The sequence below is a fragment of the Xanthomonas sp. NCPPB 2933 genome (assembly GCF_056725225.1).
The window spans coordinates 1949478-1963642 of sequence record NZ_CM161518.1 but is presented as its reverse complement, the minus strand read 5'-3'; the positions used below and the strand labels follow the sequence as shown (position 1 = coordinate 1963642).

General features: G+C 66.0%; 13 protein-coding genes. 7 read left to right on the top strand and 6 right to left on the bottom strand.

The window, feature by feature from the left end; all coding sequences use genetic code 11:
* Nucleotides 1-151: 151 nt before the first annotated feature.
* From AC1PLU_RS07875 to AC1PLU_RS07865, 3 genes are all read right to left on the bottom strand, one after another.
* Entirely contained in the window at nucleotides 152-643 is a 492-nt protein-coding gene (locus AC1PLU_RS07875; RefSeq protein WP_006449965.1) for an acyl-CoA thioesterase, read from the bottom strand.
* A 90-nt stretch (nucleotides 644-733) separates the two neighbouring features.
* The gene (locus tag AC1PLU_RS07870; RefSeq protein WP_481108140.1) at nucleotides 734-1570 is read right to left on the bottom strand and encodes a class I SAM-dependent methyltransferase; all 837 of its coding nucleotides are present in this window, start codon (nucleotides 1568-1570) and stop codon (nucleotides 734-736) included.
* A 13-nt stretch (nucleotides 1571-1583) separates the two neighbouring features.
* On the bottom strand, nucleotides 1584-2924 hold the full coding sequence (locus tag AC1PLU_RS07865) for a dicarboxylate/amino acid:cation symporter (protein ID WP_481108139.1): 1341 nt from the start codon (nucleotides 2922-2924) through the stop codon (nucleotides 1584-1586).
* A gap of 142 nt (nucleotides 2925-3066) precedes the next feature.
* Here AC1PLU_RS07865 and AC1PLU_RS07860 point away from each other — a divergent pair, with 142 nt between their 5' ends.
* From AC1PLU_RS07860 to AC1PLU_RS07840, 5 genes are all read left to right on the top strand, one after another.
* Nucleotides 3067-4773 (top strand): alkaline phosphatase, encoded by a 1707-nt coding sequence (locus tag AC1PLU_RS07860; RefSeq protein WP_481108138.1) that lies wholly within the window; start codon nucleotides 3067-3069, stop codon nucleotides 4771-4773.
* Nucleotides 4774-4864: 91 nt separating this feature from the next.
* The gene (gene tilS / locus AC1PLU_RS07855) at nucleotides 4865-6160 is read left to right on the top strand and encodes a tRNA lysidine(34) synthetase TilS (protein ID WP_481108137.1); all 1296 of its coding nucleotides are present in this window, start codon (nucleotides 4865-4867) and stop codon (nucleotides 6158-6160) included.
* A gap of 31 nt (nucleotides 6161-6191) precedes the next feature.
* Nucleotides 6192-6455: an exodeoxyribonuclease VII small subunit gene (locus AC1PLU_RS07850; protein WP_481108136.1), complete on the top strand. Its 264-nt coding sequence runs from the start codon at nucleotides 6192-6194 to the stop codon at nucleotides 6453-6455.
* A gap of 1 nt (nucleotide 6456) precedes the next feature.
* Nucleotides 6457-7332 carry a polyprenyl synthetase family protein gene (locus AC1PLU_RS07845; RefSeq protein ID WP_481108135.1) on the top strand — a complete coding sequence of 292 codons (876 nt, stop codon included), beginning with the start codon at nucleotides 6457-6459 and terminating at the stop codon, nucleotides 7330-7332.
* 432 nt (nucleotides 7333-7764) lie between these two features.
* Entirely contained in the window at nucleotides 7765-8862 is a 1098-nt protein-coding gene (locus AC1PLU_RS07840; RefSeq protein ID WP_255085555.1) for a M35 family metalloendopeptidase, read from the top strand.
* A gap of 70 nt (nucleotides 8863-8932) precedes the next feature.
* Here AC1PLU_RS07840 and AC1PLU_RS07835 read toward each other — a convergent pair whose 3' ends face one another.
* The gene (locus tag AC1PLU_RS07835) at nucleotides 8933-9397 is read right to left on the bottom strand and encodes a DUF4870 domain-containing protein (protein WP_170118405.1); all 465 of its coding nucleotides are present in this window, start codon (nucleotides 9395-9397) and stop codon (nucleotides 8933-8935) included.
* A 67-nt stretch (nucleotides 9398-9464) separates the two neighbouring features.
* A complete protein-coding gene (pmbA, locus tag AC1PLU_RS07830; RefSeq protein ID WP_481108134.1) occupies nucleotides 9465-10832 on the bottom strand; it encodes a metalloprotease PmbA in 1368 nt (455 codons plus the stop codon).
* A gap of 145 nt (nucleotides 10833-10977) precedes the next feature.
* On the opposite strand from pmbA, the gene yjgA reads away from it, so the two are divergent.
* Nucleotides 10978-11580 (top strand): ribosome biogenesis factor YjgA, encoded by a 603-nt coding sequence (gene yjgA / locus AC1PLU_RS07825; protein ID WP_481108133.1) that lies wholly within the window; start codon nucleotides 10978-10980, stop codon nucleotides 11578-11580.
* Between the two features lie 82 nt (nucleotides 11581-11662).
* On the opposite strand, the gene tldD is transcribed toward yjgA, so the two are convergent.
* Nucleotides 11663-13108, bottom strand: coding sequence for a metalloprotease TldD (gene tldD, locus AC1PLU_RS07820; protein WP_481108132.1), 1446 nt, complete (start codon nucleotides 13106-13108; stop codon nucleotides 11663-11665).
* Between the two features lie 99 nt (nucleotides 13109-13207).
* Between tldD and AC1PLU_RS07815 the strand changes: the two genes are divergently transcribed.
* Entirely contained in the window at nucleotides 13208-13975 is a 768-nt protein-coding gene (locus AC1PLU_RS07815; protein ID WP_481108131.1) for a DUF6065 family protein, read from the top strand.
* Nucleotides 13976-14165: the final 190 nt, after the last annotated feature.

Genomic DNA, 14165 nt, shown 5'->3' with positions numbered 1-14165 from the left:
TGCGTGACAGACGAAGGCCGCGGCGATCCCGCGGCCTTTTTCGTGGCAGTGGTTTTTTTAGGTTCGTGCTTCAACCGCAGTGAACCAATCGACCGCAGCGCCGCGCAAGCACGTGGATCCTGCGTGGGTCACCGGGTGCGCAGCCACTCGGTCAGTGCGCAGCATCCGCCTTGTAATGCGACATGGTGTCCTCGATGCCCTTGCTCAGTTCCATTACCTTGAGCGCATATTCGGCCAGACGCTGATCCTCAGGCGTGTCCGGCTGCCACGAGGGCACTGCCACCGGTGTGATCCCGTCCGGATCCATCGCCACGAACACGATGATGCAATGCGTGCACAACCGCGAGTCGCCGCCCATGGGGCTGCGCGCACGCACATCGATGGCGAAATGCATGCTGGTGCGCCCGGTGTAGACCAGCTTGGCCGACACCGCGACCAGATCCCCGATCCGCACCGGCGCCACGAAGCGAATGCCGCCCACCGCCACGGTGACGCAGTAATGCCCGCTCCAGCCACTGGCTGCGGCAAAGCCCACCTGGTCGATCCACTTCATCACCACGCCGCCATGCACCTTGCCGCCGAAGTTGACGTCGCTGGGTTCGGCCAGAAAACGAAATGTCAGATCACGCTGTTCGCCAATCACCGCCCGCCCTCGTCAATGGATGAGCTGGCAGTGTGCCATGCAGGTGCGACAGAAGCGCGCAGGGACATTCGACGTTCCGCGTGTATTCGATCAACCGCGTATCGCTTCAATGTTGTCCTGCTTGCGCAAACACAACCAAGGGAAATGCAGCTGTTTCAACTTGAACATCCGCCGCAGGCGCGCACTCGGCCGTCGCGGGTCGAATAGCAATTGCACTGCAAACCGATCGAACGTGACGTAAGTGTGTTGATGGTAGTGCTCGGCCAGTGCGGGCACACCCAGCTCGGTGAAATAGCGCAGGCTGCGCGCGGCGCTTTCGCTGGCGCGTTGCGGATCTGCGTACAGCGGGCTGTCGAGGATGTGCAGTTCGCCGCCTTCGCGCAGTTGGGCGAGCAAACGGGTGACCAACGCGGCAGGATCGGCGAAATACTGGATGCAGGCCGGCAGCACGATGACGTCGAAAAGATCACGTGGCAGTGCCAGGGTCTGGATGTCGGCGGCGATGAAACTCAGCCGCTGGTCGTGGCCGAATACGCGTGCGGCCTGGGTCAGTTCGGTGCGATTGACGTCGATACCGCAGACGTCGCGTTGCAGCGATTGCGCCAGCAACTGCGACAACCAGCCGTTGCCGCAACCCAGTTCGAGAATGGCGCCCTCACCCGCACGCGCCTGTAGATGCTGCACCAGCAACGCGCTGGACAGCGCGCGCACCCGCCATTCCAGCGTCGTGCCGAGCTTGCCGCTGGGCCTTGGCAGGCTACGCACCTGCGCATCGGTGTAGAGCCGGCCTTCCTTGCGCCGAATCTCCAGATACTGCTGTTCGAACGGATCATCGGCCAACGAGCGCTGCACGAACACGCCGTCGATGCTCTCCAGCTCGGACAATTGCTGCAGCCGATCGCGCAGCGCGGGAAATCCAACACTCATCGGTCGGTCGCGGTCAGCGCTGCGAGCTGGCGCGATCGGTCAGCGGATCTTCCAGCCCCACATTGGTCGATGCCGACTCGTAGACCGCCCTGTCGAGCAGACCGGTTTCCTTGGCCACCAGCACCGGTACCAGCATCTGCCCGGTCACGTTGGTCATGGTGCGCATCATGTCGAGGATGCGGTCGATCGCATACAGATAGCCGATCACTTCCAGCGGCAGGTTGGCCGCACTGAGCACCACCGTGGCCATGATCACCGCAGTGCCCGGCACGCCGGCCGTGCCGAAGCTGCCGAGTACCGAAGCGATCAACACCACGAAATACTGATTGGCGGTCAGTGGCACGCCGGTGTATTGCGCAATGAACACCGCGCACAAGGCCGGAAAAATCGCGCCGCAGCCATCCATCTTGATGCTGGCACCCAGCGGCACCGCGAACGCAGCGTAATCCTTGCTGACGCCCAGGTTATGCGTGATCGAGCGCATCGCCACTGGCATCGCGGCAAAACTCGATGAACTGACGAATGCCACCTGCATGCCCGGCGCCGCACCACGGAAGAACTTCCAAGGATTCAATCCATGCAACAGCAACAAGCTGCTGTAGACCACCACGATGTGGATCGCGCAGGCCACATACAGCGCCAGCACGAAATTGCCGAACGGCAACAGCTTTGCAAAGCCGTAGCTACCCACCAGACTGGCGATCAGGCCGAAAGTGCCGAGCGGGGTCATCTCCAGCACGAAGCGGGTGACCTGGATCATGATGTCGCTCAGTTGCGCGGTGAGCTTGCGCGCCTCGGCCACCCGCTCGCCGAGCTTGACCATCGCAAAGCCCAGCAGCGCGGCGAAGAAGATCACCGGCAGGATCGAACCACGCCCGGCCGCCAAGACCGTCTCGCCGGCCGCATTGGTCTTGGTGCCGATGCCGGTCAACGCGTAGAACGGGTTGGAGGGCACCACATCCAGCAGCACCTTGATCGGGCTGGGCACATCGCGCGGCTTCCAGGCCGAATCCACGCTCAAACTGAAATGGCCGGCGCCGGGTTGCATGAGCGTGCCCACTGCCAGGCCCACGCCCACCGCCAGCGCGGCGGTGATGACAAACCACAGAAAGGTACGCCCGCCAAGTGCGGCGACGGATTTTTGCCCGTGCAGCGACGAGATCGCATTGATCACCGCGAAGAACACCAGCGGGATCGCGATCATCTTGATCAGGGTGACGTACAGATCGCCGAGTGGGCCGAACCACACATCGGCTGCAGGGCCCATGGCCGCTCCGGCGATCGCACCCAGCACGAAGCCGGCCACCACGCGTTGCCAGAACGGAATGCGCAACCAGGCCGAGACCAATGTCATGCGTCGAATCATCCGGGGGGAGAGTGCATGCACGATAGCTCAGGCCCGCGCTGGCCGCGAGACCACGACTGGAACAGCGGTGTGTCATCTGTGTGACACCAGGCATCCCGGCATAATGCGCGCTGATTCAGTCACGAGTTCGATGCCGATGCGTTACCGCCTGCCTGCCCTCGCCGCCCTGACCACCTTGTGTGTCGCCGCCTGCGCTTCCACCACCGGCACCAGTGCGTCCGCGCCTGCCGCCGTGCGCGTGGAGGTGCCGCAGGTGACGCATCCCGCCGGCGAGACGCCGCAATGGTGGTACCGCTCGGGCGCCGCGCGCGCAGCCGGCAATGGCGCCATGGCCGGGCGTGCGCGCAACGTGATCCTGTTCCTGGGCGATGGCATGAGCCTGACCACGGTGGCCGCCGCGCGCATTCTGGATGGCCAGCGCAAGGGCGGGCCCGGTGAAGAGAACCTGCTGTCGTGGGAACAATTCCCGGCCACCGCCTTCAGCAAGACCTACAACACCGATTCGCAGACGCCCGATTCGGCCGGCACCATGACCGCGATCACCACTGGCGTGAAAACGCATATGGGCTCGATCGGCGTCAGCAGTGGCAACCGCAACGACTGCGCCGACAGCCTGGGCAAGGGCTTGCTGAGCTGGCTGCAACTGGCCGACAGCGCCGACATGGCGACCGGCATCGTCACCACCACCCGGCTGACCCACGCCACCCCGGCGGCCACCTACGCGCATTCGCCGGACCGCAACTGGGAAAACGACGCCGACCTGCCCGAATCCGCACGCACTGCCGGCTGCCAGGACATCGCTCAGCAACTGCTGTCCACCGCGCGCTTCGGACGCGGCCCGCAAGTGGTGCTGGGCGGCGGACGCAGCCAGTTCCAGACCGTGCAGGAGCGCGATCCGGAATACGACGACAAGGTGGGCCTGCGCCTGGACGGCCGCGATCTGGTCGCCGAATGGAAGCAGGCACACCCGCAGGGCGCCTATGTCTGGAACGAGCAGCAATTGAAGGCGGCGGCCGGCGCGCCCGCGCTGCTGGGCCTGTTCGAACCGGATCACATGCAGTTCGATCACGACCGCAATCGCACACCGCAGGGCGAGCCGAGCCTGACCGAGATGACCCGCACCGCGATCCAGTCGCTGTCGCGCGACCCGAACGGCTTTGTGCTGATGGTCGAAGGCGGCCGCATCGATCATGCCAACCATGCCGGCAATGCCTACCGCGCGCTCGACGAAACCGTGTCGCTGTCCGATGCAGTGCGCACCGCCGTGCAGACCGCACCGCCGGACACGCTGATCATCGTCACCGCCGACCACTCGCATACGCTCAACTTCGTCGGCTACCCGGTGCGCGGCAATCCGATCCTGGGCAAGGTGCGCGGCACCGGCGGCGAAGAAGGCGACCGCACCCAGCTGGCCACCGACCTGGCCGGCCAGCCCTACACCACACTGAGCTACGCCAACGGCCCCGGCCACACCGGCGCCAGCAACGCGCAACCGGCCGGACCGAAGAAGTATCCGCACGAACCCAGCAGCAGCGAGCCGGCTTCCGGACGCCCGGATCTGACCCACGTCGACACCGAAGCCCCCAGCTACATGCAGGAATCGCTGGTGCCGACCAAGTCCGAAAGCCATGGTGGCGAAGACGTCGGCATCTGGGCCACCGGCCCGGGCAGCGCGGCGTTCCGCGGCACGCTGGAAGAGAACGTGATCTACCACGTCATCGTGCAGGCCACCCCGCGCCTGCGCGAGCGCCTGTGCAAGGCCGGCACCTGCGACAGCGCCGGCGTGCCGGTGGAGTTGCCGGCATCGGCGGCGTTCGAGACTGCGACCAAGCGTTGATGTGCAGCGCTGCGCCGTTGCGATTGGCAGGCGGTGGCAATCCGCTACCGGTAGCACCGTGCCGCAGCGCTGTCTTGATCGGCATGCACAGATGACTGCCCTGGCACTGCCTGCGACGCCGCCGGGCCCGGTCCTTGTCGCCTACAGCGGCGGCATGGATTCGAGCGTGTTGCTGCAGCTGCTGGCAGCCGCGCCGCGCTATCGCGACATCGGCTTGCGCGCGGTGCACGTGCATCACGGCTTGCACGCCGACGCCGATGCATGGGCTGCGCATTGCCAGCGCCAATGCGATGCATTGCAGATTCCCTTGCAGATCGCGCGCGTCCAGGTCGAGCGCGACAGCGGCCTGGGTCTGGAAGCGGACGCACGCCATGCGCGCCACGCCGCGTTTGCCGAAACACTTACGCCCGGCGAATGGCTAACGCTGGCGCACCATCGTGACGACCAGGCCGAAACCTTCCTGCTGCGCGCCCTGCGCGCTTCCGGCCCGGACGGCTTGGCTGCCATGCGCGCGCAGCGTCCATTCGCAGGCGGCACGCTGTGGCGTCCACTGCTGCACCATGCACGCACCGACTTGCTGGCCTATGCGCAGGCACATGGGCTGGAATGGATCGAAGACCCCAGCAATGCCGACACACGGTACGACCGCAACTTCCTGCGCACCCAGCTCATGCCTCTGCTGCAGCAACGCTGGCCACAGGCCGCCGAGGCGTTGGCGCGCAGTGCGCACCTGAGCGCCGATGCCAGCGCGTTGCTGCTGCAAGAGGACATCGCGCTGCTGTCCGGCATGCTGACCGCAACCGGCGCGCTGGATCTGCAGCGGTTGCGTGCGCAGCCGGCGACACGTCGGCCGCGCCTGCTACGCGCCTGGGTGAGTGCGGCACACGCCCCGCCGCTGCCCGCACATGGCATCACCGCGCTGGAACAGGAAATCGACAACCACGCACCGGACCGGCAAGCGCGCTTTGCCTGGCAACAGGTCGAAGTGCGTCGCTGGCGCCAGTGTCTGTATTTACTTCGCCCACACACCGCATGCCCGCCGCAGTGGCAGACGCACTGGGATGGCCAGGCGGCGCTGCAGCTGCCCGATGGCGCGCAGTTGCAGTTACACGGCACACCCGGCCTGCGCTTCGCGCAACCGCTGCTGGTGCGCGCACGCCACGGTGGCGAGCGCATCGTGTTGCCGCAACGTGCGCACTCGCATCGCCTCAAGCACCTGCTGCAAGAACTGGATCTACCACCCTGGGAACGCGAACGCCTGCCGATCCTGTGGGACGGCGACCAGGTACTCGCAGCCGGCGATCGCATCATCTCGGCCGCATTGAACGACTGGCTGCAGGCCAATAACGCAGCGTTGCGATGGCACAGCAACACAGCTGCGAATTGACCCGCCTGCGCGCGCGCCGCACACTTTACCGATGGCCAAGAAGTCCTTGAACGAAACATCCCCGGTTGCCCGCTTCGAACAGTCGCTGGAAGAACTCGAGCAACTGGTGCAGAAGATGGAAGTCGGCGATCAGAGCCTGGAGCAATCGCTCATGGCCTATGAGCGCGGCATCGGCTTGTACCGCGATTGCCAGCAGGCACTGGAACACGCCGAACTGCGCGTCCGCATGCTGACCGACCCCGCCCGCCCCGATCTGGCCGAAACCTTCGAACCGCCGTCGCCGGACGGCGGCTGAGGTGAGTTCGGCGTTGTTCGATCATTGGATCGCCCGCACCGAACGCAGTCTGGAGGCGTGCCTGCCAAGCCAAGCGCTTGCCCCGCAACGCCTTCACGCCGCCATGCGGCATGCGGTACTGGGCGGCGGCAAGCGCATGCGTCCGTTGCTGGTGTATGCGACCGGCGCGCTGTTCGGCGCCGACGAAGACAGCCTGGACACCCCTGCCGTGGCGGTGGAGCTGATCCATGCCTATTCGCTGGTGCACGACGATCTACCCGCAATGGACGACGACGCGCTGCGCCGCGGCCAGCCCACCGTACATATCGCCTTCGATGAGGCCACGGCGATTCTGGCCGGCGATGCGCTGCAGACGCGCGCGTTCGAACTATTGGCTGCGGCATCGGTGAGTGCCGACCTGCGGGTCGGCTGGCTGCAGAGCCTGGCCAGCGCTGCAGGCGCTGCCGGCATGTGCGGAGGCCAGGCACTGGATATCGATGCCACCGGCCAACTGCAATCGCTAAGCGACCTGGAACGCATGCACGCACTCAAGACCGGCGCGCTGATCCGCGCGGCGGTGCGCATGGGCGCGTTGACCGGTGGCGCCGCGCCTGCCGACCAGCAGCGCCTGGACGCCTTTGCCGATGCGCTGGGCCTGGCGTTCCAGGTGCGCGACGACATCCTGGATGTGGAATCGAGCTCGGCGCAGCTGGGCAAGACCGCCGGCAAGGACGCTGCGCAATCCAAATCCACCTATCCCGCCCTGCTCGGGATGGACGGCGCCAAGGCCAAATTGGCAGAGCTGGCCACGCGCATGCACGACATCCTGCAGCCCTACGGCCAGCCCGGCGAAACGCTGGCGACACTGGGCCGGTTTGCGGTGGACCGCGCGCACTAGCGCGACGCTCAGAACGACCACCCAGCTATACAACCGGCCCACCCAATCAAACGCGGACGTCGCTGCGTGGTCGCTCCCCAGCGGCAGCGATGCATGCATCTATCCCACGATTGAGCCGCCTTCTGCGCACACCGTGCGCCAGCGCACGGTGGAGGCGTGGAGCGCCCTCGACTAACCGGGGTTCTGCGTCACAAAACGTAAATTCTCTTTTCATAGATTTTCACAAGGGAATTTATGCGGTACGCGTTAAAAATGTGGATGGACGCACAACTTTGAGCCAAATTGTCGCCATCGCTGTCCATATTTGCCATTCCAGCGCCATCAGCAGGCCAAAAACAGCACTAATCGATTGTCTTGTCGTGCCCGCTCGCCCTGCCTAGGTTGGTCTGCCCGCGTTCAGCGGACATCCCCCGATCACATGGAGAGTTGCTGGTGAAGAATGTTTTTCTCGCATCGTTTGCAGCAGGCACGTTGGCCGTTGTCGGCGTGCTCGGATCGGCGCAGGCGCAGTCCGTGCGCGGCCCGGTTCCGTTGACCATCGAACTGGCGCCGGTCGCCGATCAGGCTGGGCGGCACCAAGGCAAGATCGCCGTCACCGTTACCAACAACGGCAGCCAGATCGCGCGCGTCCCGACCTACCAGCTGCCGCTGAAGTCACTGGATAACGGCATTCTGGACGTCAGCCGCGATGGTACGCCAGTGAACTACACCGGGCGCCTGGTCAAGCGCGGCCTGCCCAAGGCGGCCGACTTCACCATCCTCAAGCCCGGCCAGAGCGTGCAGGGCGAGGTCGATCTGGCGGGCGCCTACGATCTGTCCACCAGCGGCAACTACACCATCCAGGTCCGCTCGTCGCTGCAATACGCCTCACTGTCCGACGGCAGCCTGATGAAAGCGGCCAACGGCGAGCCGGCCGTGGCCACCAGCACCCCGCTCACCGTCTGGCTGGACGGCGCACGGCGTGGCGTGCAGCGCCAGCTCGCAGTCGGCCCGACCGCCGTGGTCAACGGCATCAACTACCTCAACTGCAGCACCACCCGCACCAACCAGGCCGCCAGTGCCGTCACTGCCGCGCGCAACTACTCGCAGAACGCGCGCACCTACCTCAACGGCGGCAGCACCGGCGCGCGTTACACCACCTGGTTCGGCGCCTACAATGCATCGCGCTACAGCCGGGTCAGCTCGAACTTCGTCAACATCGACAACGCGCTGGACCAGAACAACGGCCAGCTGACGATCAACTGCAGCTGCGAAGCGGATCTGGCAGACGCTTTCGCCTACGTCTATCCGAACCAGCCGTACGAGATCCATGTGTGCAACGCGTTCTGGAGTGCGTCGACAACCGGCACCGACTCCAAGGCCGGCACGCTGGTGCACGAGACCAGCCACTTCACCGTGGTGGCCGGCACGCAGGACCGCGTTTACGGCCAGTCCGGCGCGCGTAGCCTGGCGATCAGCAACCCGGCCCAGGCGATCACCAACGCCGACAGCCACGAGTACTTCGCCGAGAACACCCCGGCGCAGAACTGATCCAGCAGTCGTCTGAAACGCCAAAGGCCCGGCAGCGATGCCGGGCCTTTGTCTTTCGCATCGCGACCGGTTACTTGATCAGGCGCAGCGTGAACGGATAGCGGTAGTGCTCGCCGTTGTTGGCCTTGACCGCGGCCAGGATGCACAGCACCAGATTGGCGATCCACACCAGCGTCGGCACAAAGAACAGAATGCCGAACGACACGATGGTCAGGATCACCGCAGCCACATAGGCGATGATCACGGTGATCTGGAAGTTCAACGCTTCCTTGGCCTGGTCGGTGGCAAACGGCTTGGACGGGCTGGCGTCCTTACTGATCAGCCAGATCACCAGCGCGCCGATGAAGGACGTCAGGATGCCGAGCAGATGCGCGGCAAGCGCCAAGGTGCGCTCCTCCGACGGCGAGCTGGTGCCGATCGGCGGTGGCGGCGGTGCAGCGTGTGACTCGAAGTCGCTCATCATGTCTCCCCATGCATGGTTGTGGTGCGGCGGACTATAGCAACCCGTCAGCCAGCCACCAGTGCGGGAAGACATGGTCTCGTTCGCGATGCTCCGCGGCAGTGGCCGGGAGCGGTGAGCACAGTCGTCGCGACCGGCGCGCTCAGCTGTCGCCTGCCACTGTCATGCGGTTGAGCAGCACCGCACCGATCTTGACGTGCGAACGCGGATCCACATCGTTGCCTACCGCCTCGATGCCGGCGAACATCTCGCGCAGGTTGCCGGCGATGGTCAGGCCATCGACCGGATAGGCGATCACGCCGTTCTCGATCCAGAAACCACCGGCGCCGCGCGAGTAATCGCCGGTCACTGGATTGACCCCGTTGCCCATCAGTTCGGTGACCAGCAGACCGCGCGACATGCCGGACATCATCGAGGCCAGATCGCCCGCATTCGCAGTGACCTGCAAGTTGTGCACGCCGCCGGCGTTGGCGGTGGTCTGCAGGCCCAGCTTGCGTGCCGAATAGCTGCCGAGTACATAGCGCTGCAGCACGCCATCGGTGATCAGCGCCGAACGCCGCGTCGCCACGCCCTCGCCATCGAAGGCGGCCGAGCGCAGCCCGCGGCGCAGATGCGGCAGTTCTTCGATGTTGAACCAGTCCGGAAACAGCTTGGTACCGACACTGTCGAGCAGGAAGCTGGCACGCCGATACAGCGCGCCACCGGAGACCGCGCCGAGCAGATGGCCGACCAGCGAGCGCGCCACTTCCGGCGCAAACAGCACCGGCAGCTGCCCGGTGGGGAGCGAACGCGGTTGCAGCCGCGCCAGGGTGCGCTCGGCAGCATGGCGGCCGATCGCCTCGGGCGCTTCCAGGTCTTCGCGCGCCAGCGCGCTGCTGTACCAGCCATCGCGCTGCATACCGTCGCCCTGCCCGGCGATCAGCGCGCAGCTGATCGAATGGTGGGTGCCGCGCTCGCGGCCGATGAAGCCATGCGAGTTGGCATACACCGACAGGCTGAGCCCGGTGCTGGCCGAGGCGCCATCGGAATTGCTGATCCTCGCATCGGCATCGCGCCCGGCGGTTTCGCAGGCCAGCGCCAGATCCACCGCGGTGTCGGCGTCCAGCGCCCACGGGTGCCAGCTGTCCAGTTCGGGGAACTCGCGCGCCATCAGTTCCGGATCGGCCAGGCCGGCGGCCACGTCGTCCTCGGTGTAGCGGGCGATCGCGCAGGCCTGGGCGACGGTGGATTCCAGGCTGGAATCCTGCAGGTCGGCGGTGCTGGCGCTGCCCTTGCGCTTGCCGAAGTAGACGGTGACCGCGATACCGCGGTCGCGGGTGGATTCCACCGTTTCCACGTCACCCAGCCGCACATTGACGTCCAGCCCGCGCTCTTCGCTGCAGCTCACTTCGGCCTGGGTGGCGCCGGCGGCACGGGCGCGCTCGATCAGGCGCTGCGAGATGTCGGTGAGCGCGTCAAGACGCTGCAGGCTGTCGTCGTGGACACGTGTTTCGGAGGAGAGTGCGTTCAATGCTTTATCCTTAGGAACGCGGATCCTTCCGCAAAAGCTCGGCCATCGTTGGCCGGAGTGTCTGAATTCAGTGCGGAGTGTTCCGCCGGCGCCCGGCCGTTCAAGGCCGGAGTTTTTATCAACCAAGTTTCGGGATGTAGTGGCAATGCGCGGACGCGACGAAGATACCGGTGAATTTCGCGGCGCCAGCCGCAGCCAGCAACGGCGCGAGGCGCTGGAAATTTTCGACCTGGGCGAAAAGCTGGTGGCGCTCACCCCGGCGCAGCTGGCCAAGTTGCCGGTGCCCGAATCGCTGATTCCGCATATCGAAGAGAGCAAGCGCATCACCTCGCATATCGCGCACAAGCGGCAGCTGGCGTTTCTGGCCAAGCACATGCGCCGCGAGGACGACACCACGCTGAACGCGCTGCGCGATGCGCTGGATGCCAACAGCGACACCGCGCGCCGCGAAGTGGCTGCGATCCACCGCGTCGAGCGTTGGCGCGAGCGGCTGCTGGCCGAGAGCGATGTGGCGCTGGCCGAATTGCTGGAAGCCTACCCGGCTGCCGACCGCCAGCAACTGCGTCAGCTGGTGCGCAACGCCATCAGCGAGCGGGCCAAGAACAAGCCGCCGCGCGCCTACCGCGAGCTGTTCCAGGTGCTGCGCGAGTTGTCCACGCAGGCGGGCGAAGAAGTGGATGCCGGCAACAACATCGATCTCGACGAGAGCGACGACGCCGACAGCGAAGAAACGTGGACCGAGGACTAAGGAACGACCCAGGCGGGACGCATCACGCCCCGCCGCCCCCGCTGTTGCGATTCCCGAATCCCCATTCCCGAATCCCCGCATCTCAGGCCTGCGTTCCGCCAACGGTGATGCCGTCGATCAGCAGCGAGGGCTGGCCGACGCCGACCGGCACGCTCTGCCCGTCCTTGCCGCACACGCCCACGCCTTCGTCCAGCGCCAGGTCATTGCCGATCATGCGCACCTTCTGCATGGTCTCCGGTCCGTTGCCGATCAGCGTGGCGCCCTTCACCGACGCGGTGACCTTGCCGTCTTCGATCAGGTAGGCCTCGGTGGCCGAGAACACGTACTTGCCGCTGGTGATGTCGACCTGGCCGCCGCCGAAGTTGACCGCATAGATGCCCTTCTTGACCGAGCGGATCATCTCCTGCGGATCGTGCTGCCCGGCGCGCATGTAGGTGTTGGTCATGCGCGGCATGGTCAGGTGCGCAAACGACTCGCGGCGGCCGTTGCCGGTCGGCGCCACGCCCATCAGGCGCGCGTTATGGGTGTCCTGCATGTAGCCGACCAGCACGCCGTCTTCGATCAGCGTGGTGCACTGGGTGGGCGTGCCTTCGTCATCGATGTTGAGCGAGCCGCGACGCCCGTCGAGGGTGCCGTCGTCGACGATGGTCACACCCGGCGAGGCCACGCGCTCGCCGATGCGGCCGGCGTAGACGCTGGTGCCCTTGCGGTTGAAGTCGCCTTCCAGGCCGTGGCCGACTGCCTCGTGCAGCAGCACGCCGGGCCAGCCCGGGCCGAGCACCACCTGCATCACGCCGGCCGGTGCCGGAATCGCATCCAGATTGACCAGGGCCTGGCGCAGCGCTTCGCGCGCAAAGCCTTCCGGGCGGCCGTCGGCGAACAGCTCGGCATAGCCGTAACGCCCGCCGCCGCCGGAATAGCCGGATTCGCGGCGCCCGCCGTGTTCGACGATCACCTGCACGTTCATGCGCACCAGCGGGCGCACATCGGCAGCCAGCACGCCGTCGCTGCGCGCGATCAGTACCGTGTCCACGCCACCGGACAGGCTCACCATCACCTGTTTGACGCGCGGGTCGGCCGCGCGCACGTACTGGTCGATGCGACGCAACAACTCGACCTTGGTCGCGCTGTCCATGTCGTCGATCGGGTCGGTGGCCGGGTACAGCGCACGGCCACTGCCGCGCACCAGCGTGCGAGTGGATTGCGCACCGCCGTCGCGCGAGATCGCACGTGCCGACTGCGCCGCTTCCAGCAGCGCCTCGCGCTGGATGTCGTCGGAGTAGGCGAAGCCGGTCTTTTCGCCGGAAATCGCACGCACGCCCACGCCTTGTTCGATGGAATGCGCACCGTCCTTGACGATGCCGTCTTCCACGCTCCAGCTCTCGCGTCGCGAATGCTGGAAATACAGGTCGCCGAAGTCGATGCCCGGGCCCAACAGGGCGCCGAAGGTGCGGTCGAGATGGCCGGTGTCCAGGCCGGAAGGAAGCAGCAGCCGGGTTTCGGCCAGAGTGAGAGCGTTATCGGTCATGCGATCAGGATGGGGCCCGCACGCCGGGGAGACAAGTCGTTCGGCTGAACGTGCGGCGCGGCTATCATCGCAGGCCCGCTGCCCTGCCGACGCCCGCGCATGAAGCTCACTGCCCATGTCCTGGATGGCCACACACTGGACATCCGCCCCGCCCCGCACGAGCGCGACTGGATGGACGCCACCGACCAGCGCTATGCCTACCGTTGCCTGCCGCTGGCGATCGCCAATGCGCATGGCTGGGAGCTGCTGTGCCAGGCCGGTTTCGCGGCCAGCTGGAACGGCGGCGATGGCCTGGACGCCATCCAGATCGTTGCCGATGCCGGCAGCGCATCACCGGCGATCAGCCACTTCGGCTACGGCGTGCTGACCTTCCACGTGCCCTGCCTGTTCCGCACCGAAGAAGGCATCGATCTGTTCGTCACCGGGCCATTGAACCGGCCCAAGGACGGCATCGGTGCCTTGAGCGGCATGGTCGAAACCGACTGGAGCCCGTACACCTTCACCATGAACTGGAAGTTCACCCGGCCCGGGCGGGTGCGCTTCGACGCCGGCGAGCCGTTCTGCCATCTATTTCCGCTGCCACGCCGGCTGATCGAGCAAGTGCAACCGCAGTGGCAGCCGCTGTCCGAGGCGCCGGAACTGGCACGGCAGCATGCGGACTGGACCCACAGCCGCACGCGGTTTCTGGATGCATTGCCGGATGCGCAATCGGCCGCCGCACGCGAGAAATGGCAGCACGGCTATTTCCGTGGCGTGGCTGGCGCGGATCAAGCGCCGGCGCCGGGCCACCGTTCGCGGCTGCGCCTGCCGATGTTCGCGCGTGCTGCCAGCGAAGACGAGGCGGATAACGGGACGCCAGCAGACTGAGCACGTCAGCGTCTGGGCGCGGCTCGCCACGTGCAGAGCTGGCTGGAAGCGCTAGGTGTATTCGATGTGCCCGGCGGGCGCTTCAACGCCTCAGCGCGACGGTGTGCGGTGTGCGGACTGAATGGAAGCATTGCGCTCGGCGGGCTAGGCGCATTCGACTAACCCGCTGGGCACCGCATACTTAGGCGCC

Coding starts and splice junctions, on each gene's coding strand:
- tilS (WP_481108137.1), top strand. CDS start 4,865: ATGACTGCCCTGGCACTGCCTGCGACGCCGCCGGGCCCGGTCCTTGTC.
- AC1PLU_RS07835 (WP_170118405.1), bottom strand. CDS start 9,397: ATGTCTTCCCGCACTGGTGGCTGGCTGACGGGTTGCTATAGTCCGCCG.
- yjgA (WP_481108133.1), top strand. CDS start 10,978: ATGCGCGGACGCGACGAAGATACCGGTGAATTTCGCGGCGCCAGCCGC.
- AC1PLU_RS07865 (WP_481108139.1), bottom strand. CDS start 2,924: ATGACATTGGTCTCGGCCTGGTTGCGCATTCCGTTCTGGCAACGCGTG.
- AC1PLU_RS07860 (WP_481108138.1), top strand. CDS start 3,067: ATGCCGATGCGTTACCGCCTGCCTGCCCTCGCCGCCCTGACCACCTTG.
- tldD (WP_481108132.1), bottom strand. CDS start 13,108: ATGACCGATAACGCTCTCACTCTGGCCGAAACCCGGCTGCTGCTTCCT.
- AC1PLU_RS07850 (WP_481108136.1), top strand. CDS start 6,192: ATGGCCAAGAAGTCCTTGAACGAAACATCCCCGGTTGCCCGCTTCGAA.
- AC1PLU_RS07815 (WP_481108131.1), top strand. CDS start 13,208: ATGAAGCTCACTGCCCATGTCCTGGATGGCCACACACTGGACATCCGC.
- AC1PLU_RS07870 (WP_481108140.1), bottom strand. CDS start 1,570: ATGAGTGTTGGATTTCCCGCGCTGCGCGATCGGCTGCAGCAATTGTCC.